The sequence below is a fragment of the Caballeronia sp. RCC_10 genome, assembly GCF_041360715.1.
Classification (GTDB): domain Bacteria; phylum Pseudomonadota; class Gammaproteobacteria; order Burkholderiales; family Burkholderiaceae; genus Caballeronia; species Caballeronia grimmiae.
The window spans coordinates 24,897-46,300 of sequence record NZ_JBFUPT010000004.1 but is presented as its reverse complement, the minus strand read 5'-3'; the positions used below and the strand labels follow the sequence as shown (position 1 = coordinate 46,300).

Here is a 21,404-nt window from a genome sequence, read left to right as displayed (position 1 = left end):
GTGCGTCAACCCGCCAGGATGAGGCTGACATTGCTGCCGCCAAACGCGAAAGAATTGCTCATGACGTAGCGCGTTGACGCTTCCTGCGAGAGATGACGTTCTTCCTGAACGAGATCGAGCGCGGGCAGGCCGGCGTCGGCTGCGCCATCCCATCGATGCAGCGGCAAAGGAAAGCGCGATCGCGTGAGCGTCAGCCATGCGAAGCCGACTTCCGTCGCACCGGCCGCGCCTAGCAGATGCCCCGTCAACGGTTTCGTGCCGCTCGCCGGCACGCCTTGTGGAAAGACCCGCGCCATCAGATGCGATTCCATCTCGTCGTTCTTGCGCGTGGCCGTCGCGTGCAGGTTCACGTAGCCGATGCCGGCGGGCGCGACGCCTGCATCCGCGAGCGCGGCGCGCAGCGCCAGTTCGCCGCCGATGCCTTGCGGGTCCGGCGCGGACACGTGATGCGCGTCGCTCGATTCACCCGCGCCCGCGAGACGCACCGCGCCTTCGTCGCGTGTCATCAGGAACACTGCCGCGCCTTCGCCGATGTTGATGCCGTTGCGATTGCGGCTCATCGGATTGGTGCGCGACGGACTCGTCGATTCGAGCGACGCGAAGCCCTGCAATGTGAGTTCGCACAACGTATCGACGCCGCCGACGACGATCGCATCGCACAGCCCGAGTTGCAGCAGCCGTCGGGCCGCGACGAACGCCTTCGCGCTCGACGTGCACGCCGTCGAGATAGTGAACGCCGGACCTTGCAGGTTCAGCGCGGCGGCTGCGAACGGCGCGGCCGTGCCGATTTCCATCTGGCGATAGTCGAAACGCTCCGGCAGGCAGCCCGCCTCCGCGCGGTGCAGGAACGCCTCTTCCGCTGCGCCGATGCCCGACGTGCTCGTGCCCAGCACCACGCCGATGCGCGCCGAGCCGAAACGCTCGCGCGCCGCTTCGATGCCGGGGCGAATCTGTTCGAGCGCGGCGAGCAGCAGCCGGTTGTTGCGGCAATCGAAGCGGGCAACGGATGGGGACGGCGCGATGTCGAGCGGCGCGAGCACGCGGCCGACGAACGCATCGCCACGGCGCGTGCGCATCGGTCCCATGCCCGGCGATTGCCCCGCAGCGAGCGCGGATGCAATCGAATCGACGTCGCCGCCCAGTGCATTGACCATGCCGAGCGCATGCAGATAAACGGATGGCAGCGTCACGCTTCATTTCTCCTATCGGGCGGCATGCTCATCGGCGCGAGCAGCACCGCGACCAGGATGCCGAGCGCGAGCGTCGCGCCGAAGCTCTTCAAGGCGGGCATCGCGCTCATGCCGAGCAAGCCGAAGGACAGCAGCGTCGTCGCCGCGGACAACAGCACGCCCGCCCACACCGCGCCGAGATCGGCGTCGCTGCGCAGGCATCCTTCGCGCAGGAACACCGCGTAGTTCGCGCCCACGCCCAGCACGAGCATCAGGGCAAGGCAGTTGAACAGATTGAACGGCACGCGTGCATAGCCGAATGCGGCGATCGTCACGCCGACGGCGAGCAGCACGGGCAGCGTCGTCGCTATGCCGCCGCGCAGCCGGTAGCGCGCCATCAGCAAGACGAGCACGAGCAGCAGCGCGACGCCGAGCCAGAGCCCACTATCGACGCGATACGCGCCAAAGAGCTTCGACACGCTCGCGGCCTTGTCGACGAAAACGACGCCGTCGATCGAACGCGCCGTTTCGACCAGCGCGGATTCGTTCTGCGGCGTCACGCGGCGCGGCATGACGATGGTCGCGTAACCGCGTTGGCCGGCCGCATCGAACGCGCCGAGCCACAGATGCCGGTACGGCTGCGACCACGGCGCGGCGAGCCAGCGCTCGACCGTCAGCGGTTGCGCACTGTCCTTGCCGAACGAGGCGATCCAGGCATCGGCGATGTCGTCGCGGAAGCCCGCACGCGAGAGCGTTGCACGCAAGGCGGCCGGGTCGGCGAACACGTGTTGCGCGAGCAATGCGCGAGCTTGCGCCTGACGCTGCGCCGAGGGCACGAATTGCACGACCGAGCGCCAGCCATCGACCGAGCGCCAGCCATCGACCGACCGATCGCCCGTCAATGCATCGAGCCTTGCGCCGAGCGCTTCAGCGCGCTGGAGCACGGCTTCTTCGGACGCACCCCGGACCACGAAGAACTGCGCGGTGTCGTCGACGCCGACGGCCGCGCGAACCTCGCTTTCCTGCGCGACGAGCACGGGATCGCGCTGGATCAGCAGATGGATGTCGTCGTCGCTCGTGAGACGCAGCCAGCCCGGCAACGCGATCACGACGAGCGCCGCCGCGACGAACCACGCGCGCTTTCCGCCGATCACGCCGCGCCAGCGTGCGAGCAGCGTCGCGGCGGATGCGAAAAGACGCCGGCGCTTGGCTTTCGGCGGCTTCACGAGCAGCGCGGGCAGCAGCGACATCACGGACGCGAACGCGACGCCGATGCCCGCCATCGCGAAGCACGCAATCTGCTTGAGCGCGGGAAACGGCACCCACGCGAGAATGGCGTATCCGAGCAGGCTCGTGGCAAGGGCCACGCTCAACGCGGGCCGCACCGACCGCGCGCCGCTCTGCGCATTCCAGCCGCGCTGTGCGCCGAGATAGACGACGAAGTATTGGATCGAATAATCGACCGCCTCGCCGATCAGACTCGCGCCGAACACGAGCGTCAGCAGATGCAGCTTGCCGAAGACGAGCATCGTGAAGGCCAGCGCGCACACGATGCCGAGCGTCGTCGATAGGAAGCCGAGCAGCAGAAGCCGCGGCGAACGGAACACCCAGAGCATCAGCAGCGCGATGCCGCACGCCGACACGACGCCGATCAGATGCACCTCGCGCTCCGATGCGCTGCGCGCCGCCTGCGCATAGAACACCGCGCCGGCGCGTGCGACCGTGGCGTCGGGCCATGCCGCTTTCACCGACGCTTCTGCCTGCGCCGCCGCCGACAGCACCGCCCGCTGCGTCCGCGACTCATACGCGGAGCCATTCAACGTGGTGACGACGAGCACGCTGGTCGTGTCGCCCCGATGCGCGACGAGCAAGTTGTCTTCGAGATCGAGTCCCGACGTGCCGAGCGGCAAGTCCGACAACCAGTGTTCGAGCCAGCCGAAGGGGTCGTCGGCGAGTTGCGTCGCGAGCGGCCCGCGCACCGGGTTATAGATGCGCTGCATCAGCGCATCACCGAGCGCCGGCGCACCGTTCGCCGCGTGGGCGAGCGCGTCGCGGTCATCGCGGGTCAGCAGTTCGAAGCGATAAGGCGAATACAGCGCGCCGATCTGCGCGAGGTCGAATGGCGGCAGTTCCGCCGTCACCGATGCGAACGCGCCGCTGGTTCGCAGCGCCGCGCCGAAGCGTTTCGCGGCCGCCTTCGCATGGCTGGCGTCGCGGCTCGACACGAGAAACACGGTGCGGTCGCCGAGCGCGTTCGCCAGCCGATCGACGGCTTTTTCGGCGACCGGATCGGCTTCCGTCGCGGGAAGCAGCGCGAGCAGATTCGTCTCGAGCGGCGACGGCCCTTTGAAGCGATAGACGCAATACAGCGCGGCGACGAGCGCGAGCACGAGCCACGCGGCGCGTATGGCAAGAAGCGTCGCGCGGCTGCGCTGCCGTTCCTTCAGCATTACGGCGCTCCCAGCAAGCCGCGCTCGGCGGCCGGCACGTCGTCGAGCGCTTCGCTCTGCGTGAAGTCGATCTGCGTGACATCGCCGTTCGCAAGCTCGATGCGCAAGCTCTGCAAGAACGCGCCGCCTTTCATCCGCAGCCCCTTGATGGACTGCGCGAGTTGCGGCTGATTGGGTTTCAGGCCAAGCGTCCATTGCGATGGCGAGCCTTGCGCGTCGACATCGAATTGCGAGTAAAGCGCCGACAGGTCGCCGCCGAGCATCGCGCGCATCATCTTCGACACCTGCGCGACGCCGCGCACGCCTTGCGCGCTTTTCGTGCCGATGCGCTTGCCGTTGGCATCGACTTCCGCGACGCCTGCGTCGGTGATGACGAATGTCGCCTTGTACGGCGTCAGCACGCGCCAGATTACGCCGCGCTCGCGATAGAACACGAAAGCGCCCGTGCTGACCAGCGGTTGCTTCATGGCCGCAAGCGTCTGCGTCTGCGTGAACTGCGCGCGCACGCCCTTGACCTGCCCGAGCCGCGACGTCACTTGCGAGACGAGCGCCGCGTCGCCGCCAGGGTTCTGCGCGGGCGTGGCCGCATGAAGCCAGCCGGCGTTCGCCGTCAGCAGCAGGGCGACGAGCGCCGTGCTCACGCAGCGAAGTTTCATTGTTGCGCCCATACGCGCTCCAGTTTCTCGAACACGACGGGCGGCGACACGAATTGCAGTTCCTCGGTGGCTGCGTCGACGGCAACCTGGACCGTATAGCCCTTGGTCAGACGATCCCCGCTTACGCAATCGACGAGTTGATAGCCGATCTTCAGGCGGTTTTCGTATTCGAGCAGTTCCGCGCGGACGTCGATACGTTGCCCGTACCGCGCGGGACGCACATATTTCAGATGCGCCTCGACGATCGGCCACACATAACCCGACGCGCGCATCTCGCCGTAGTCGTAATCGAATGCGCGCAGCAGCGCCGCGCGCCCCGCCTCGAAATATTTCAGGTAGTTGCCATGCCAGCACACGTTCATCGCATCGACGTCGTGAAACGGCACTTCGACGATCGCGCTCGCCGTCAGCGTCTTGTTGTGCTTCAGTTCAGCCATGACGCGAGCTTTCAGTGAGATCGGATACGGACATCGGCGCGGCGCTGCCCGCACGCGCCCAGAAATCGAAGAAGTTGAACCATTGATACGGCGCCTTGCGGCAGTAGTGTTCGAGACGCGACGCATAGCGCTGCGCCCACGCCGCGATGTGTTGCGCGCGTTCCCGGCGCGGCAGCGCAATGCGTTCGGCGAATTGTTCGAAGTACAACCGATATGAACCGCCGCGCTCCCTGAGGCAGAAGAACAGATACACCGGGCAGCCAAGCGCGTGGGCAAGCACATACGGGCCTTGCGCGAACGGGGCGGTCGCGCCGAGAAAGCGCGCATCCGTCGTGCGTCCGGATTCGTGCGCCGGCACGCGGTCGCCGACGATCACGAGCAGCTCGCCCGCGTCGATGCGCGCCTGCATCATCATCGACGTGTCCGGGCCGAAGTCGCTCACGTGGATCAGATGCTTCGCGAAGTCGCCATTCGCGGACGACAGCACGCTGTTGAAGCGCTTCGCGTGCTCGGTGTAGACGATCGCCGTGACCTTCGCGCGGCCGTTGCGCGCCGCGAGCGCCCGCGTCATTTCCAGGTTGCCGAGATGCGCGCCGATCACGAGCGCGCCACGGCCGCTCGCGACGAGCGCTTCGAACGGCGCGGGGTCGTCGAATACGGCTTCGTGATCGCCGATCCGCCCCGACCACGCCGCGAGCTTATCGAGCCCGGACTGCGCGAAAGCGAGCATCTGGCGATACGCCGAACGCCAGCCGGGCTGCGGCGTGCGCTCGCCGGGCGCGGCGTGCGCGAGTTGCGCGAAATACCGGTGCGAAGCCGCACGCGCCGCGCGCCCCGTCAGCAGGAAATAGCCGACGACGGGATGCAGCCACAGCCCCGTGAAACGCATGCCGAACAGGCGGCAACTGAGCGCGAGCAGGCCCATGCCGAGGCGGCTGCCACGCTCCGCGACGCGCCACCAGCCGGCCCCGCCATGCGTGGCGTCTTCGGAGGCCGCCGTTCTGCGCGGCATCAGCTTGTGCGCGATGAGCATCGGCGAGCGCAGCACCATGCCGCACACGAGCCGCGTATGGCTCGCGCTGATGCGAACGTTGTCCCATAGCACGTCGAAGTGCGACACGCCGTCCGTCGCGTAGACGACGCGCGTCGGGATCGAGCGGAACGCAAGACGCCGCCAGTGCAGCCGCACGAGGATCTCGATGTCGAAGTCCATGCGCGTGCCGAGTTGCACGCTGTCGATCAGCGCGCAGGCGGCATCGAGCGGATAGAGGCGAAAGCCGCACATCGAATCGCGGATCGTCAACGACAGCGTTTCGATCCACACCCACACGTGCGTCAAATAGCGGCCATAGAGACGCGACTTCGGCACGCTTTCGTCGTAGACCGGGCGGCCGAGGATGACCGCGCCCGGCTCGGCGCGCGCCGCGTCGAGAAAGAGCGGCACGTCGTTGGCGTCGTGCTGTCCGTCGGCGTCGATCTGCAACGCGTGCGTGAAGCCCGCACGTCGTGCCGCGCGCAGGCCCGCCATCACCGCGGCGCCCTTGCCGCCGTTCACCGGCAGACGCAAGAGCGTCATCTGCCCGTAATAGCGGCGGGCGAGTTCGGCGAGGACGGCTTGCGTCGCGGTGTCGCTGCCATCGTCGACGACGAAGATCGGCAGCTGATGAACGCTCAGGCGCGCCACGGTGCCACCGATCGCGTCCTTGTGGTTGTAGATCGGAATGACGATGCACGCCGCGATGTCCGCACCGCTCATGCGCGCTCCCGATAAACGATCGCGCCCGACGCGCAGTCGCGTCCGTTCATCCGATAAGCAAATTGCACGCGGCGGCGCGCGGCATCGTGCGCGAGCCGCAGTTCGAGCACCGCGCCGGGCGGCACGGGCGCCATGAACTTGAGTCGATCGACGCTTTCGATTGCGCGCGCCGCCGCGACGTGTTCCGACGCGAGCCGGATCGCCCAGTCGACCTGCACGACGCCGGGCAGGATGGGCAAGCCCGGAAAGTGGCCGGCGAAATGATCGAGCGCGGGCGGCACGCGCAACTCATAGCGCAGGTTCTCGCCGTCCCGCGATTCCGACAGCAATTCGAAGCCTTCGGCTCGCGGACCGAACGCCGCCGCGACGGCCGCAACCGGCAGCTTGCCGCGCGCATCGAACGGCAGCGCGATGCGAAAGCGCCAGTGACGCGGCAACAGCACGACGTCGAAATAGGCGGCGAGATGACGGCGCAAGTTCTTTGCGAGCGCCACGCGGCCGATGTCATCGAGTGCGGCGCGGCCTTCGTCGGACAGCACGACGACCGCGCCGACACGTTCGCGCGTCGCGCCCGCGAGCGGCACGACGCTCGCTTGCGCCACGTACGGATGCAGCGCGAGACGCGCTTCGAGTTCCGGCAGCGACACGCGCTTGCCGTCGAGTTTGACGACGCGGTCGAGGCGGCCTTGCAGCCGGAAGCGGCCGTCGTCGTCGAAGACGATCGCATCGTCCGTGCGATGCCAGCCGTCGTGGTCCAGATGCGGCGAGCGCACTTCGAGCGCGCCGTCGCCGGCACGCCGCACGTCCACGCCGCTGACCGGACGCCACGCGGCCGTTTCGTTCTGCCTGCGCCACGCGATGCCGCCCGTCTCGGTGCTGCCGAAGATCTCGACGGGTGCGTCGCCGAAGACCGCCGCGTAGTCGCGCGCCGTGTCCTCCGCAAGTGGTCCGCCCGACGAAAAGAACGCACGCGGCGCGGGCGTGAGCGACGCAAAACCCGCAAGCGCGGTCCAGCGCATCAGTTGCGCGGGCGACGACACCATCGCGGTCGCGCCGCAACGTGCGATGCGCGCCTGTACCTGCTGCGGTTCGACGCAGACGGCGCGGTCGAATGCGCGTTCCGCCGCGAGCGGCCACAGCACGCGAAACAGCAGGCCGTAGATATGGCGATGCGGCACGCTCGCGAGTATGGTCGCGTCGCCGATCAGCGCCCCCCAGTCGCGTTCGAGCGTGCGCACTTCGGCGTCGAACTGGGCGAGCGTCTTGTGAATCGGCTTCGGCACGCCGCTGCTGCCCGATGTGTAGAGCGTGAGCGGCGCGTGCGGGTCGATGTTCAGGGAAAGCGCGCCGGGCGCGTGGGCGCCGGCTGCCGCGGCGACTTCGGCATCGGTGAGGACGGCATCGTAGGCGTCGGCGAGGTCGGCCAGATAGCCGGGCGCGGAACTCGCGGGAATCACCGGCGTCTTGCCGCACGCAAAGAGCGCGAAAAGCGCGCAGGCGAAATCGAAGGAATCGTCGATGCACAGCGCATAGCGGCGCGCCGTGCCTTCGTGCAACTGCAACGCGAGCGACACCACGCGTGCGCGAAACGCGGCATGCGTGAGGATCGTGTCCGCGCCGTCCCCCGCTCCATCGCGGCAGACGGGCGTGTGCGGATCGCGCCGCGCGGAAAGCAGTTCGTGCAGCGCAATCATGACGCCCCCAGCCGTCGTGCGCGCGGCAGAATCACGAGATAGCGCCACGCGATCTCACCCGCGAGCAGCAGCCCGATCAGACCATACGCGATCGCGCCGTTATAGAGCGACCACGCCTCGCGCGACCAGTACAGCGCGGTATAGAGCGAGAACAGACCGTTCGCGGCGAAGAACGCGCACCAGATCTCCGTGACGCGGCGCGTGTGGCGCACGGCCGGCTCGCTCAGATCGGGCGTTCGGATGCGCGCGAATTTTTCGATCATGGACGGACCGCTTACCAACGTCGACCCAAATGCAATCAGCAAGCCGAGATTTACGAGAGACGGATAGAGATGGAGCAGGCGCTCGCTGTCGGTCCACACGATCGCAGCCGATGCCGCGCTCAACATGAGCCCAACCGCCCAGTCGACGACCGTGAGCGTGCGCAGCGACGCACCGACGACGCCCGTGCCCGCGCAGCGCTGCAGCCAGATCAGCGCGAACAGCAGGCAGCCGATATAGCGCGGCGCGTTCCAGAACCAGCCGCACAGAATGACGGCCGGATACGCGAGCTTGAACGCGACGTTCAGCGCGAAGCCGATCCAGCTTCGATGCGCGCCGTCGCGGGCTTGGGCGGTCCGCGGCTGCATCAGTCCTGTGCTGCCAGCAGCGACTCGACAGCGGCGATCACGTCGCCGACCGTGCGCACCGATTTGAATTCCTCGGGCTTGATACGGCGGCCCGTCATTTCCTGCAGCTTGATCGCGAGATCGACGGCATCGATGCTGTCCAGATCGAGCTCTTCGAACAGATGCGCTTGCGGCGTCACGCGCTCGGGCGCGATGCCGAAGTTCTCTTTGAAAATCGCGCGGATGCGCTCAAGGATTTCGATGTCGGTCACGGTCATTCCCCCTTCGTTGCAGTGTCGCCCGATGCCCGCGCGCCCTCGCGCTGGGCCGCGACCAGTTCGGCGAGCGTGTTGATCGAGCGGAAGTGCTCGCGCGTGCGCTCGTCGTTGGCGGCGATCGTCAGTTGATAGTGTTTGCGCAGCACGATGCCGATTTCGAGCGCGTCGATGGAGTCGAGCCCGACGCCATCGGTGGAAAAGAGCGGCGCATCGTCGTCGATGTCGGCGGGCGTCAGGTCTTCGAGATCGAGTGCTTCGATCAGAAGCTGTTTGATTTCAAGCTTTAAAGAATCCATGGTCGATCAGGTGCTCGGTGATATGGGCTTGCAGCGCGTTGGTCACGGTGCGCGCGGCGAGCGCGGGCGGTTCGTCGCGATTGGCGAGCGCGTCGGCTCCGACCGCGTCGAGCACGTTCACGCGCATATGGAAAGGGCGCTCGGGCACGTCGTGCCAGCGCATGTTTTTCGTGAAGGCGGGCGGGTCGCAGTCCATCAGGACGGGCAGAATCGGCGCGCCGGACTGCAGCGCCATATGCGCGAAACCACGCGAAAACGCATGCAGGCGATTGCGCGCCGGACTGCGCGTGCCTTCGGGAAAAATGATCATCGTGTAGCCGCGAGCGAGTTGCCGCGCGCCCGCTTCCACGAGTTCGACGGGATCGGCGTTGCTCACGTAATTCGCCGCCCGCATGACACCCCAGAAGAACGGATTGCTCCAGTGCGCGCTTTTCACGACGCAGCATGCGCGCGGCGTGAGCGACAGCAGCACCATGACGTCGAGCCAGGTCGGGTGATTGGCGACCACGATGGCGGCGCGCTGCGCCTTGCGATTGAGCGCATCCGCTCCGCGCACGTCGAGCTTCATCACGCGCACGCCGATCAGCACGGCGACGAGCGCGCGAAAGAATGCGTGAATGATCGCGGCGATGATGCGCTGCTTCGACGCGCGATGCGGCCACACACAGGCAAGCGGAAACACGATCAGCGAAAAGCCGAGTCCGCAGACGCCGAAGGCGGAGAACGCAAGGGCCGTCGCGACGAGGCGCCAACAATGGTCAAGCGCCCTCATGCCACTTCCATTGCCATGTCGAGTTGGGGCCGCGCCATTGAACCGGCGCTTTTGCGTCGAGGCATCGGCGGACTGCTTCGCTCTGTGTGGCGAACCGGGCGCGCGTGGCGTCGCCGGCGTCGAACGGGGCGCCGGCTGCGTCGTCGCTGAACGCCGTGCGCGCGCATTCGAGGCGTCCCGCTTGCGCGGATGCGTCGAGCAGGATGGCAAGCGCGCCGCCCTCCACTTCGTCTTCTATCGTTCCAAATGCGGGATCGGCGGGTTCGTCGGCGTACACGAGCAGAACGGGCGACGAGGCATCCGTCGCATACTGCGCGTGCGCTTCTAGCAGCGCAAAGCCGAGCGTCTGCGCTCCCGCCGAGACGGCGCTCGCCGGCGCACGGTCGCCTCGCGCGATGCCGAAAACACCGGTCATCGCGTTGAGCACGGACAGGCTGAAGGACGTCGGCGAGACGGGTTCGCCTGCGCTGATATCGCACAGGATGCCGGTGGTGCGCCGCAGTTCGCCATGACGCGACGCGAACACGACACGCACGGCGGGCAGCGTCGCCGCGCAGTCGTACGCGACCTTGAGCGCGGCCCGCGATAGTGCGCTGAGCCGGCGCCGCGCCATCGGCTCGACGAAGCTCACGTCAGGGGCTACGGATGCGGCGGCAGGCCAGGAAGACCAGCGCGCAACCGGAATGGTCCAGTGCAGATCGGGCATATCGGTGTTCGCGCTCGGAAAACGATCAGCATCTGGGAAGAACGACCGGCGACAGCGCGTTGCCTGGTTCGGCGGTGGCCCACCCCATTAGCTCCTTAACAGGTAATTAACCCGTCGAATTAACGGCACGGCGCAGCGACTATTTAGCCTGTTGACGTAAAAATTCGACGGAGATGCGCACGATTCAGTTAGAACGGGGTGCGAATGATACCGACGTTCCGGCCGATTGCAGTAGTAAAAGTTGAGTACTTTTTGCGGCTCCGTCTCATCGACGCGACGCACACGCAGTAGGACTTGCAGCGCGTGCGCGAGGTATGTCTTTCGAGAGGCCAGACCGACGCGCATCCAGCGGTTTGTGCAACATTCCCACGTGGGCCGGGTCATCAACGTCCGGCGCGCGTGATATCGTTCGCCGCTTGACTAAGATTGAAACGTCTGCCATTCGGGCCTTGACCGAAGTGGCGCAGACTGCACGCAAGATGAGGCAAATCATTTCTCGGCTGCGCGCCGAAGCACCGAGACGCTGGCCGCGCACAGGCTGGCCGCCGATGGTCATCGCGACCTTCGCCTGGCACGGCGTCGCTCTATCCGGATGGCTGCTGCAACCTTCAGCGTGGATAGCGTGGCTGGCGAGCGTCATGGTCAGTCACATCGTCGTGGTAACGATCGGGCTGTGGCCGCGCTCGAAGCTTCTGGGGCCGAACTGGACCCGCCTGCCCGACACGCCGTCCAACGCCGATGCCGTCGCGCTCACGATCGACGACGGCCCCGATCCCATCGTCACGCCGAAAGTCCTGGACATTCTGGATCGGCATCGCGTGCGCGCGACGTTCTTTTGCATCGGAACCCGCGCTGCCGAGCATCCGGCGCTGGTTCGCGAGATCGTCGCGCGAGGTCACGCCGTCGAGAATCACACGCATCGTCACGTGCACACGTTCTCGGTGACGTTGCCGCTCCGGCTCGCGAAGGAAATCGACTCCGCTCAACACGCACTCGAAACGCTGACAGGCGAACGGCCCATGTTTTTTCGTGCGCCCGCCGGATTACGCAATCTCTTCTTGGAACCGGTTTTGCACCGGCTGGACCTTCGGCTCGCGGCGTGGACGCGGCGAGGTTTCGACACGCGCGAGGGTGACGCGGATCGGGTTCTCGAGCGGCTTACGGACGGACTCGCCGCGCGCGATATTCTTCTTGTCCACGACGCGGGCGCGGCGTTGACACCGACGGGCGATCCGGTCGTGCTGGCGGTATTGCCGCGGCTGATCGATATCGTTCGGTCGTCGGGATTGCGCTTCGTCACATTGCGTGATGCGCGGGCATCGCTTTCGCGTTGACGGGAAGCTCGATGCGAACGGGCGATTCGCCGTCGCACGACATCGCGAAGATGCGCGAATTTTTACGGCGCGGCGAACGGGATTGAACGAGGACTTCAAGGCGTGTGGGATACACGAGATGCAAACGCCTGACACGCGCCGCATTGGATCACACGCGTAGTCGCCTTCGGCGCAACTGTGGGATATCGCGCCTCTTGAGCGTGACCGAGAGCACCTAAGAGATGCCTGGCGGAAGGCAGCAGGAGTCGAACCTACCTGGGAGTGTCTGACACCCCCAACTGGGTTTGAAGCCCAGCCGCACCACCGGATACGAATGCCTTCCTCGATCGCAAATTGAGATGAACAGCGCGAGCGCCCGATTATAACGGCGTAACGCCTATCGCACGCACCGGCGTCAACTGGCATCTTCGCCTGTGCGGTCGTCTCGCGGCTGCCGGCGGCGAAGCAGCCGGTACGCGAAGAACAGCAACGCCAGCACGACCAGCAGGTCGATCATCGTCGCGCCATGCATCTGCAGTTCCACCAGCGCGATATGCAATTCCCGCTGAAACAGCGCACCGCCCAGCAGCCAGAACCCCGCCCACACGACGATGCCCGCCGCATCCCACATAAAGAACACGGACGCGGCGATGGGCGTCGTGCCCATCAGCGGCGGCGTGACGAGCCCGAGCCCCGGCACGAACTTCGATACCGCGACGATCGGCGCGCCATACCGCTCGAAGAGATCGCTCGCCGAGCGCATGCCCGTGTCGAACGCATAGGACCGGCGCGACAACGCCGCAATCAGCCGCCGTCCATAGAGACGCCCTGCCGAGAACCACACGGCATCGCCGGACAAAGCGCCGCTCGCCGCCGCCAGCAGCACATGCCAGAACGACAGCCGCCCGCTCGCGATCGCCGATCCCGCCAGCACGAGCAGCGGCGCGGACGGCAACGGCACGCCAAGCCGCGTCAGCAGCACGTTGCCGAACACCGCAGCCGCGCCCCACTGTGTAATCGCCGATGGCGGAATCTGGATCAAACGGCGCCTCCGCCTTCCATGCTTGCCTTCATTTCGGCCCCGACTCGACCAGCATCACCGGCACGCTGCCGCACCCCGCACTCGATGCAATTTCGATGCCGCGCCACGGCGACCCCTCGCCATGATCGAAGGCCATCGGATCAATGCGCCGGTCCGGGCGCAGCACGTTGAACGGCCACGACGGCCGCCGCAGCCGTTCGTGCACGACGGAGCCGAGCCAGATCGGCGTCGGCGCGGCGCCCGGATGCTCGCGCACCGCATACGTCGTCGGCCAGAAGCGCAGCACGTCGCGTTGATCGGGTCCGCGCGGCGAGCGCGTGAAAACCAGCTTCGACGGCTCGCCGTTGTTCAGGCGCGGCAGCGCGGGCAGCGCGGTCGCCGGCGCATTCGGCGATACCACCGACATCACGCTTTGCATCGTCACGCCCGTGACTTCCCGCCAGCCGCGGCTCGCAAGCTGCGCGCGAATCTGCGCGGGCGTGGCGGCCCACTGCACGGTGATCGGTTCGCGCCGGTCGCCGTCCAGACTCGACCGGTAACAGGAAAACCTGCGCCAGACCGTATCCGTCCATTCGATCGGCGTAATGACGACCGTCGCGGGCGGCACGCTATGCGCTTCCGTCTCGTCGCTCATCTGCAGGGCCACGCTCGCACACACCACCGTGAGCACCGCAAGCGGCATCAGCGGACGCGGCTTCGGCTTGCCCGGATTGCGCCAGACGGCGGTCAGCGCGATCAGAAACACCCAGATCGCGGCGAGCGCGGTGCTGCCGAGCGCATCCGAGATGGTGAAGCGGCCGAAGTACAGCCCCGCGAGCGCCACGGCGGTGACGATTCCCGATGTCGCCGTCGCGACGAACACGCCCGTCAGCATGCCGACGCGCCGCAGCAGCAGGAACGCGAGAAAGCCATAGATGACGACCGTCGCGGCAAGATGACTGCTCGGGAACGTGCGGCCCGCAGGCGCGAAGGACATCGGCAACGGCTGATGCGTCGTGAAGCGGATCACGGCCACGAGCGCCTGCGAAAACACCACCGCCACGAGCCAGTAGGCCACGGTGCGCCAGCGCCGCTCGAGAACCATCCACACGATGACCATCGCCGCGAGCGCGAGCAGCGTCGGCATGCTGCCGAGGGCGGCCGCGGCATCGAGGATGGTATCGGCCCATGTCGACCGGAACGATTGCAGCAGCCGGTAAATCGACGCATCGATCTGCACGAGCGACGATCCGCGCGTCACGTTCGTCAGCACGTAGAAGAACAGCACCGCCGACGCGAGCAGCAATACGGAGATGACGGCAATCAGCCCGCTCGCCGGATTGCCCGGATCGAGCGCGCGTGAGACGAGCCGCGCCGCCAACCCGCGCTTTCGCTGCGACCACGTCAGCAGGCGTTCGCGCGAAGCGACCGTCCATCCTCTCGCATGAGAGACGACGACGCGAGTGAGATTGAACACGAGCCACGCGGCAGCCGTCACGATCACCAGAATGACGACGAGCCGCACCGATACCGCGCCCGCCAGTTCGATCGACGCGCCGAACACGACGCCGGGCAGCACATGCAGCGGCGCCCAGATCAACGCGCTCACGACGTTGACCACGAAGAAGCGCGCGGGCGGCATGCCGGATATGCCGGCGACGACCGGCACGACCGCGCGCATCGGTCCGACGAAGCGCGCGAGCACGACGCTCTTCGCGCCGTGGGCTTCGAAATACCGCTTGCCTGCGGCGAGCGCGCCCGGATGCCGGCGGAACGGCCACGTCTGCGCGAGCGTATCGGCGTAGCGCGCGCCGAACCAGAAACTCACGGCATCGCCGGCAATCGCGCCGAGTATCGCGCAGACCATTACCCAGCCGAGATTGAGCGCGCCCGCGCCGACCAGCGCACCGGCGACGAACATGGCGGTGCTGCCGGGGACGAAGGTGCCGACGAAAGCAAGGGATTCGAGAAACGACGCGAGCAGGACCACGCCGAGCGACCACTCGGGATGCGCCGACATCAGATGCAGCAACTGGTAGTAAGCATGCTCCATCGTTCGCCTCGCCCGAGTGAACGGACCCGTGCAGCCGATTCAGACCGACTCGTGCCAGCGGCTATCGGCGCGCAACAGGTGAAGGTCGCGGTGAAAGCGAGTGTAACCAACCCTGTCGAAGAACTCCAAAACCTGAATCGCGCGCTTGCGGCCAAGCCCGGTCGCATCGCGAAACTCGGCCGCGCCGATGGCGTGCGCCACGCCGTCGCGCGAGCATGCGTTCTGCGCCGCGAGGCCCGCGAGTTCCGCGATGGCTGCGCGCGAATAAAACAGATCGCGCACGATCTGGAACAGGTCGCCGCGCCGCGCGAGCTTGCGCAACAGGCGGCGCATCGCGTCTTCGGCCGCGCCGTGCTCGCGGGCCAGATCGCGCATCCACGGCGGATCGAAACGCCCGCGCTCGATCGACGCCAGCACCGCGCCCGCCAGCGCCTCCTCGGCAGCGTCGAGCGCCACCGTATGCGACGGCACATGCAGCCACGGCCCGCTGCGCGCGATCGCGCCGCTCGCCACGGCATCGTCGATGACCGCGCGCCACAGCGCGTCGGGCGCGAGCGGCGCGGCCATGCGGCGAAGACGCGCGGCGTCGGGGCCCTGCTCGTCGGGGAAGCGTTCGTGGAACGCGGCGAGCGCATCGGTGAGACGCGCGGCGAGCGCGTTCCAGTGCGATGCGGAGATGAATATCGCCTCGTCGTGCAGGGGCACGCGGCGCAAGCCATCAGGCAACGCGATCGCTTCCGCCGGCATCCCGCAGAGATGCTCGACGAGCGAGCGCGGAATGCCATACGGCGACTCGTGAAAGAGCGCATCGGCGCGGGCGGTGTCGAGCCATGCGGCGAGCCCGTCGAGCCACGCGCGGCGCTGAGGCGTGCGGCGCTTGCGCGCGGGCGCGAACGGATCGAGCACGCGCCCGCCGCCGACGGTCCGCGTCGCCTGCGCGTTGCGCACGATGAAGCGATCGCCCGGCAGCGCGCACACCGCCTGCTCGAACACCAGTTGCACGCGCGCCGTCCGGCCCGCCGCGAGCGATTCGCCTTCAAGCAGCGCGACGTGCGCGACCCGGTGCGTCGTGCCGAGATGCACGTGCATCGGCGCCCAATGCGTCAGCGTGATGCCGGCGTCGGTGAGTAGCGTCAGGTCGACATCGAGCCGCTCCGACGCTCGCGCGATCCGCGCATCGACGATCCAGTCGCCGCGCGAGAGCGCGTCCTTGTCGATGTTCGCGAGATTTAGCGCGCAGCGCTCGCCCGCCCGCCCCGCTTGCGCCGCGCGGTTCTGCGCGTGGATGCTGCGCACGCGCACAGGCTCGCTGCTGTTCTCGCGCGGCGCGAGCGCGAGCACGTCGCCGACGTTCACGCGGCCGGCGAATACGGTGCCCGTTGCGATGGTGCCCTGCCCCGACAGCGTGAACACCCGATCCACCGCGAGCCGGAAAAAGCCGTCGTCGCGGCGCATCGCCCCGTGAGCGGCGGCGTCGCGCAAATGCGCATCGAGCGCAGCGACGCCTGCATCGTTCGCGCCGGTCGCGCGGGTATCGAAGAACGGTGCGTCGTGAAGCGGCGTATCGGCGAGCAACGCGCGGATTTGCGCGTGCACGTCGCGCACGCGGGCCTCGTCGATGCGATCGGTCTTCGTCACCGCGACCGCGCCCCGCGTCACGCCGAGCAGTTGCAGGATCGCGAGATGTTCCCGCGTCTGCGGCATCACGCCGTCGTCGGCCGCGATCACGAGCAGCGCGAAGTCGATGCCGCACGCGCCCGCCGCCATCGTATGCACGAGCTTTTCGTGGCCGGGCACGTCGATGAAGCCGAGCATGCCGCCGCCCGCAAGCGGCACATACGCATAGCCAAGTTCGATGGAAATGCCGCGCGCCTTCTCTTCCTTCAGCCGGTCGGTGTCGACGCCCGACAGCGCGCGCACGAGCGTGGTCTTGCCGTGATCGATATGTCCCGCGGTCCCGACGATCATGCGTCCTCGCCTTGCAACTGCGCGATGAACGCGGCTTCGTCGGCTTCTTCGAGGCAACGCAGATCGAGCCACAACGCGTCATCCGCGATGCGCCCGATCACGGGCCGCGGCAGCCCGCGCAGCTTCTTCTCGATGCGGTTCAACTGCCCGCCCGCGCGCTTGCCGCTCGCGAGCCTGACTGTCAGGCCGTAGCTCGGCAGCACGTCGACAGGCAACGCGCCGCTGCCGATCTGGCTGAACATCGGCTCGGTGGCGACGATGAAGGCATCGCCCGTCATGCGTTGCAGCGCGGGCCGGATGCGTTCGGCGGCGAGGCGCATGCAGTCGGCGGGGCGCGTGAGCAGGCGCAAGGTCGTGAGGCGCGTTTGCAGCGTTTCCGGCGACCGGTACAGCCGCAGCACCGCTTCGAGCGCCGCGAGCGTCAGCTTGCCGACGCGCAGCGCGCGCTTGAGCGGATGCTTCTTGATCTTTGCAATCAGCTCCTTGCGCCCGACGATCAGACCCGCCTGCGGACCGCCGAGCAGCTTGTCGCCGCTAAAGGTGACGAGATCCGCGCCCGCCTCGATGGTTTCGCGCACGGTCGCCTCACGCGGCAAGCCCCATTGCGTGAGATCGACGAGCGTGCCGCTGCCGAGATCGACCGCGACGGCCACGCCGCGCTCCCGCGCGAGCGGCGCGAGTTCGGCGGTCGTGACTTCCTTGGTGAAGCCGCTCATTGCATAGTTGCTGCAATGGACCTTCATCAGCAGCGCGGTTCTCGCGTTGATCGCTTCTTCGTAATCCTTCAGATGCGTGCGATTCGTCGTGCCGACTTCGCGCAGCTTCGCACCGGCGCGGTTCATGATGTCGGGAATGCGGAACGCGCCGCCGATCTCCACCAGTTCGCCGCGCGACACGACGACCTCCTTGCGCGGCGCGAGCGCCGACAGCGTCAGCAGCACCGCAGCCGCGTTGTTGTTGACGACGGTCGCGGCCTCCGCGCCGGTCAGCTCGCAGATCAGATCGTTGACGAGGTCGTCGCGGTCGCCGCGTGCGCCGGTATCGAGATCGAACTCGAGGTTCGCCGGGCGCGTGAGGGCCTCGGCCACCGCGCGCACCGCTTCATCGGGCAGAAGTGCGCGGCCCAGATTCGTGTGCAGCACGGTGCCGGTCAGGTTGAATACGCTTCTCACGCGGCTTTGCACGTGTTTCGCGAGCCGCAGACTGACCGCGTGGCCGAGCATGGTGTCGGTGAGCGCATCGACCGATGCGTGGCCCGCTTGCGCGCCGGCACGCCATGCGTCGAGCGTCGCGCGCAGCATCGCGAGCGTCTGCGTGCGCCCGTAATCGGCGATGAGCGGCTCGAACACCGCCGACGCCAGCACGCGCTCCACCGATGGCACCCGCGCCATCAGCGCGCGAAGTTCGCTTCCGTCGCCGCCGGTGACGTCGTTCATCGTGGCTGGTCCGCCTGATCCGGTTCGTCGGCCTCGCGCGATTGCTCGGGCCACAGCCACGGATGCGGCGACGCGCGCAGGAAACCGGCATCGCTCATCAGCAGATCGAGCGTGAGGCTCGCGAGGTCATCGGCGAAGGGCTCGAAATCGTAGGCCTTGTCCTGATAGCCGATCTTGCGATACGTGCCGCATTCATCGCACGACTCCGCTTTCAGCGGCGCGTTTCGCGCACGTTCGGCTTTCGCCTGTTCGTCCTCGGCGGAATGCTCGGCTGCGTCCATCGCGTGATAGGCGATGCCCTTGGTCGAATCGCAATTGGAGCACTTCGCGCGGACGATGTGCCATTCGGTCGAGCACAGGCCGCACTGCACGTAGCGATATCCGTCGTGCGTGCCGCCGATACGCACCACGCTGGCCACCGGCATCGTGCCGCAGACGGGGCAGACGCCGGGCGCGTCGACATAGGGCACATCGCTCATCGCGATGCGGCTCGCGACATCGGTCCACAGCACTTGCAGCGCCGCCATGATGAACGGCGCGCCGGCAGGCTCGATGTCCGCGAAACGCAGCGCGAGAATGGCGTCGGCCTGGGCGTCGAGCGCGGCGGCTTCGGTCGTGCGCAGACGCGCGACGAGTTGCGCGAGCGCCGGCGTCAGCGCGCCCGCCGTCTCGATGCGGTCAAGCAGCATGAACAGCACGTCGCGCCACGCGGGGTCGCGGGCGTCGGTGAGCGCGGGAACGATGGGCATCGAATGACGCTGATTCAACTCGATGGATTCACGCGACGGCGTCGGCGCGGTGAAATCGGCGAGCACGCGCTGTTGGGCATCGGCGAGCACGGCCATCAGGCGCAGATAGCCCGCGATAGGGTTGCTCGCATCGGCGAGCTGGCGCAGGCGCGCGGCGCGCGCACTGAACACCGTCGCGCGTTCCGGCATGCGCAGCCGGGGAATGGCCGACGGATCGAGCGATTCGATCGTGCCGGCTTCGAGTATGCGTTGAACCACTTGGGTGTGTCCTCAGGGTGCCTGGCGCGACGGGCAGCAGCCGCGCGCTCGTCGGCCAAGCATATCAGCTAAATCGAACGCGATCAGACCACGAAAATGCGGCTGAACCGATCGCGGATAAGGTTGATCCGTTAAAAAAAGAACCGCTCGCATGAGATGAAGCACGAGCGGTTCAGTTGACTTCCTCGGCGCCGGATCGAGACGCCTACTTCCCGATGATCTCCTTGAACCACCGCGGATGGTGCTTGCGCGCCCATCCATAGGTGACCGTGCCGCGCACCATCGCGCTGATCGAGCCTTTGATCCACAGTCCCGCATAGATGTGGATGATGATCGACATGATCAGCACGAAGGCCGTCGCCGCGTGCACCACCGCCGCCAGACGGATGACCGTGATCGGGAAATAGAACGCGAAATACGCGCGCCAGATCACGACACCGGACGCCAGCAACAGCAGCAGACTGATGACCATCACGTAGAACACGAGCTTCTGACCGGCGTTGTACTTGCCGATCTCGGGCAGGCGGTCTTCGCGATTGGCGAGCACGTCGTCGATCTGCTTCATCCACTGGACATCGCTCTTGTCCATGCGGTTGTGATGCCACACGCGCAGCGCCAGCACGAGGAACGACAGGAACATCACGCAGCCGATGAACGGATGCAGGATGCGCGTCCACTGCCCGCCGCCGAGCACGGCGTAGAGCCAGGACATCGACGGATGAAACATCGCGAGCCCGGACAGCGCGAGCAGCACGAAGCTGATCGCGGTGATCCAGTGGTTCGTGCGCTCGTTCGGCGTGTAACGCACGATCAGGCGGTTGCCCCGCACGTCGCGCAAATCGCTATCGTGTTTCATTCGAACGCTCCCTTCCCGTGCGTGCATCGTCGGCTTCGCGCTGCGCTTCTGCTTCCTCTTCCGCCGTCACCTCGTTCGGACCGACCCGCGTGTAGTGGAAGAATCCGGCGAGCGCCGCGAGCGCCATGCCGGCGACCGCGAGCGGCTTCGTCACACCCTTCCAGACCGACACCAGCGGACTGATCTTCGGATCCTGCGCGAGCCCGTGATACAGCCCCGGCTGATCGGCGTGATGCAGCACGTACATCACGTGCGTGCCGCCGACGCCGGCCGGGTTGTACAGGCCCGCGTTCTCGAAACCGCGCTCCTTCAGGTCTTCGACGCGATCCGCCGCCTGCTCGATCATGTCCGCCTTGGTGCCGAACATGATCGCGCCGGTCGGGCACGTCTTGACGCACGCGGGCTCCTGTCCGACAGCCACGCGATCCGAACACAACGTGCACTTGTAGGCGCGGTTGTCTTCCTTCGAGATGCGCGGAATGTTGAACGGGCAGCCGGTCACGCAATAGCCGCAGCCGATGCAGTTTTCCTCGTGAAAATCCACGATGCCGTTGGTGTACTGAACGATCGCGCCCGGCGACGGGCACGCCTTCAGACAGCCCGGGTCCTCGCAGTGCATGCAGCCGTCCTTGCGGATCAGCCATTCGAGGTCGCCCTTCGGGTTCTCGTACTCCGTGAAACGCATCACCGTCCACGAATGCTCGGTGAGATCCCGCGGGTTGTCGTAGACGCCGGTCGTATGGCCGACGTCATCGCGCAGGTCGTTCCACTCCATGCACGCCGTCTGGCAAGCCTTGCAGCCGATGCACTTCGACACGTCGATCAGCTTCGCGACGGTGCCCGTGGCCGGCTCCCGGATTTGCGGCGGCGGCGTGGTGGTGGCGGAGACGCGCTTCACATCGAGTGATTGCAGAGCCATGTCTCCCCC

General features: G+C 66.9%; 19 protein-coding genes and 1 tRNA gene. 1 reads left to right on the top strand and 19 read right to left on the bottom strand.

The window, feature by feature from the left end; translation table 11 throughout:
• Positions 1-5 precede the first annotated feature (5 nt).
• The 11 genes from AB6804_RS09980 to AB6804_RS09930 are packed head-to-tail and all read right to left on the bottom strand — an operon-like array spanning position 6 to position 10,822.
• Positions 6-1,190 (bottom strand): beta-ketoacyl-[acyl-carrier-protein] synthase family protein, encoded by a 1,185-nt coding sequence (locus tag AB6804_RS09980; protein ID WP_370886314.1) that lies wholly within the window; start codon positions 1,188-1,190, stop codon positions 6-8.
• Entirely contained in the window at positions 1,187-3,619 is a 2,433-nt protein-coding gene (locus tag AB6804_RS09975; RefSeq protein WP_370886313.1) for an MMPL family transporter, read from the bottom strand. Before AB6804_RS09975 ends, AB6804_RS09980 begins: the two co-directional genes overlap by 4 nt.
• Complete coding sequence (locus tag AB6804_RS09970; protein WP_370886312.1) at positions 3,619-4,287, bottom strand: outer membrane lipoprotein carrier protein LolA; 669 nt, start codon at positions 4,285-4,287, stop codon at positions 3,619-3,621. The genes AB6804_RS09975 and AB6804_RS09970 overlap by 1 nt, the downstream gene beginning before the upstream one ends.
• Positions 4,272-4,712, bottom strand: coding sequence for an acyl-CoA thioesterase (locus AB6804_RS09965; protein WP_370886311.1), 441 nt, complete (start codon positions 4,710-4,712; stop codon positions 4,272-4,274). The genes AB6804_RS09970 and AB6804_RS09965 overlap by 16 nt, the downstream gene beginning before the upstream one ends.
• Positions 4,705-6,468 carry a glycosyltransferase gene (locus tag AB6804_RS09960; protein ID WP_370886310.1) on the bottom strand — a complete coding sequence of 588 codons (1,764 nt, stop codon included), beginning with the start codon at positions 6,466-6,468 and terminating at the stop codon, positions 4,705-4,707. The genes AB6804_RS09965 and AB6804_RS09960 overlap by 8 nt, the downstream gene beginning before the upstream one ends.
• Positions 6,465-8,162, bottom strand: coding sequence for an AMP-binding protein (locus tag AB6804_RS09955; RefSeq protein ID WP_370886309.1), 1,698 nt, complete (start codon positions 8,160-8,162; stop codon positions 6,465-6,467). Before AB6804_RS09955 ends, AB6804_RS09960 begins: the two co-directional genes overlap by 4 nt.
• On the bottom strand, positions 8,159-8,791 hold the full coding sequence (locus AB6804_RS09950) for a hypothetical protein (RefSeq protein WP_370886308.1): 633 nt from the start codon (positions 8,789-8,791) through the stop codon (positions 8,159-8,161). Before AB6804_RS09950 ends, AB6804_RS09955 begins: the two co-directional genes overlap by 4 nt.
• Positions 8,791-9,042 carry an acyl carrier protein gene (locus tag AB6804_RS09945; protein WP_244795860.1) on the bottom strand — a complete coding sequence of 84 codons (252 nt, stop codon included), beginning with the start codon at positions 9,040-9,042 and terminating at the stop codon, positions 8,791-8,793. Before AB6804_RS09945 ends, AB6804_RS09950 begins: the two co-directional genes overlap by 1 nt.
• 2 nt (positions 9,043-9,044) lie before the next feature.
• Positions 9,045-9,344 carry a phosphopantetheine-binding protein gene (locus AB6804_RS09940; RefSeq protein ID WP_244795617.1) on the bottom strand — a complete coding sequence of 100 codons (300 nt, stop codon included), beginning with the start codon at positions 9,342-9,344 and terminating at the stop codon, positions 9,045-9,047.
• Positions 9,325-10,116, bottom strand: a complete 792-nt coding sequence (locus AB6804_RS09935; RefSeq protein WP_370886307.1) for a lysophospholipid acyltransferase family protein — start codon at positions 10,114-10,116, stop codon at positions 9,325-9,327. The genes AB6804_RS09940 and AB6804_RS09935 overlap by 20 nt, the downstream gene beginning before the upstream one ends.
• Positions 10,103-10,822: a beta-ketoacyl synthase chain length factor gene (locus AB6804_RS09930; protein ID WP_370886306.1), complete on the bottom strand. Its 720-nt coding sequence runs from the start codon at positions 10,820-10,822 to the stop codon at positions 10,103-10,105. The genes AB6804_RS09935 and AB6804_RS09930 overlap by 14 nt, the downstream gene beginning before the upstream one ends.
• Positions 10,823-11,301: 479 nt before the next feature.
• On the opposite strand from AB6804_RS09930, the gene AB6804_RS09925 reads away from it, so the two are divergent.
• Positions 11,302-12,156, top strand: a complete 855-nt coding sequence (locus tag AB6804_RS09925) for a polysaccharide deacetylase family protein (RefSeq protein ID WP_370886305.1) — start codon at positions 11,302-11,304, stop codon at positions 12,154-12,156.
• A gap of 226 nt (positions 12,157-12,382) precedes the next feature.
• Here AB6804_RS09925 and AB6804_RS09920 read toward each other — a convergent pair.
• From AB6804_RS09920 to fdxH, 8 genes are all read right to left on the bottom strand, one after another.
• Positions 12,383-12,478: transfer RNA gene (locus AB6804_RS09920), tRNA-Sec, on the bottom strand.
• A gap of 72 nt (positions 12,479-12,550) precedes the next feature.
• Positions 12,551-13,177 carry a DedA family protein gene (locus AB6804_RS09915; protein ID WP_370886304.1) on the bottom strand — a complete coding sequence of 209 codons (627 nt, stop codon included), beginning with the start codon at positions 13,175-13,177 and terminating at the stop codon, positions 12,551-12,553.
• Positions 13,178-13,205: 28 nt separating this feature from the next.
• Positions 13,206-15,209 carry a VTT domain-containing protein gene (locus AB6804_RS09910; protein WP_370886303.1) on the bottom strand — a complete coding sequence of 668 codons (2,004 nt, stop codon included), beginning with the start codon at positions 15,207-15,209 and terminating at the stop codon, positions 13,206-13,208.
• A gap of 39 nt (positions 15,210-15,248) precedes the next feature.
• Positions 15,249-17,177 (bottom strand): selenocysteine-specific translation elongation factor, encoded by a 1,929-nt coding sequence (gene selB / locus AB6804_RS09905; RefSeq protein ID WP_370886302.1) that lies wholly within the window; start codon positions 17,175-17,177, stop codon positions 15,249-15,251.
• Positions 17,174-18,613, bottom strand: a complete 1,440-nt coding sequence (selA, locus tag AB6804_RS09900) for an L-seryl-tRNA(Sec) selenium transferase (RefSeq protein ID WP_370886301.1) — start codon at positions 18,611-18,613, stop codon at positions 17,174-17,176. Before selA ends, selB begins: the two co-directional genes overlap by 4 nt.
• Positions 18,610-19,620 (bottom strand): formate dehydrogenase accessory protein FdhE, encoded by a 1,011-nt coding sequence (fdhE, locus tag AB6804_RS09895; RefSeq protein ID WP_370886300.1) that lies wholly within the window; start codon positions 19,618-19,620, stop codon positions 18,610-18,612. Before fdhE ends, selA begins: the two co-directional genes overlap by 4 nt.
• Before the next feature lie 205 nt (positions 19,621-19,825).
• Entirely contained in the window at positions 19,826-20,476 is a 651-nt protein-coding gene (locus AB6804_RS09890; RefSeq protein WP_035966003.1) for a formate dehydrogenase subunit gamma, read from the bottom strand.
• Positions 20,463-21,395 carry a formate dehydrogenase subunit beta gene (gene fdxH, locus AB6804_RS09885; RefSeq protein WP_035966005.1) on the bottom strand — a complete coding sequence of 311 codons (933 nt, stop codon included), beginning with the start codon at positions 21,393-21,395 and terminating at the stop codon, positions 20,463-20,465. The genes AB6804_RS09890 and fdxH overlap by 14 nt, the downstream gene beginning before the upstream one ends.
• Positions 21,396-21,404: the final 9 nt, after the last annotated feature.

Bases quoted from the DNA above. Each gene is read 5' to 3' on its own strand.
- AB6804_RS09975 (WP_370886313.1), bottom strand. From the start codon at position 3,619: ATGCTGAAGGAACGGCAGCGCAGCCGCGCGACGCTTCTTGCCATACGC.
- AB6804_RS09970 (WP_370886312.1), bottom strand. From the start codon at position 4,287: ATGGGCGCAACAATGAAACTTCGCTGCGTGAGCACGGCGCTCGTCGCC.
- AB6804_RS09965 (WP_370886311.1), bottom strand. From the start codon at position 4,712: ATGGCTGAACTGAAGCACAACAAGACGCTGACGGCGAGCGCGATCGTC.
- AB6804_RS09960 (WP_370886310.1), bottom strand. From the start codon at position 6,468: ATGAGCGGTGCGGACATCGCGGCGTGCATCGTCATTCCGATCTACAAC.
- AB6804_RS09955 (WP_370886309.1), bottom strand. From the start codon at position 8,162: ATGATTGCGCTGCACGAACTGCTTTCCGCGCGGCGCGATCCGCACACG.
- AB6804_RS09950 (WP_370886308.1), bottom strand. From the start codon at position 8,791: ATGCAGCCGCGGACCGCCCAAGCCCGCGACGGCGCGCATCGAAGCTGG.
- AB6804_RS09940 (WP_244795617.1), bottom strand. From the start codon at position 9,344: ATGGATTCTTTAAAGCTTGAAATCAAACAGCTTCTGATCGAAGCACTC.
- AB6804_RS09935 (WP_370886307.1), bottom strand. From the start codon at position 10,116: ATGAGGGCGCTTGACCATTGTTGGCGCCTCGTCGCGACGGCCCTTGCG.
- AB6804_RS09930 (WP_370886306.1), bottom strand. From the start codon at position 10,822: ATGCCCGATCTGCACTGGACCATTCCGGTTGCGCGCTGGTCTTCCTGG.
- AB6804_RS09925 (WP_370886305.1), top strand. From the start codon at position 11,302: ATGAGGCAAATCATTTCTCGGCTGCGCGCCGAAGCACCGAGACGCTGG.
- AB6804_RS09910 (WP_370886303.1), bottom strand. From the start codon at position 15,209: ATGGAGCATGCTTACTACCAGTTGCTGCATCTGATGTCGGCGCATCCC.
- selB (WP_370886302.1), bottom strand. From the start codon at position 17,177: ATGATCGTCGGGACCGCGGGACATATCGATCACGGCAAGACCACGCTC.
- selA (WP_370886301.1), bottom strand. From the start codon at position 18,613: ATGAACGACGTCACCGGCGGCGACGGAAGCGAACTTCGCGCGCTGATG.
- AB6804_RS09890 (WP_035966003.1), bottom strand. From the start codon at position 20,476: ATGAAACACGATAGCGATTTGCGCGACGTGCGGGGCAACCGCCTGATC.
- fdxH (WP_035966005.1), bottom strand. From the start codon at position 21,395: ATGGCTCTGCAATCACTCGATGTGAAGCGCGTCTCCGCCACCACCACG.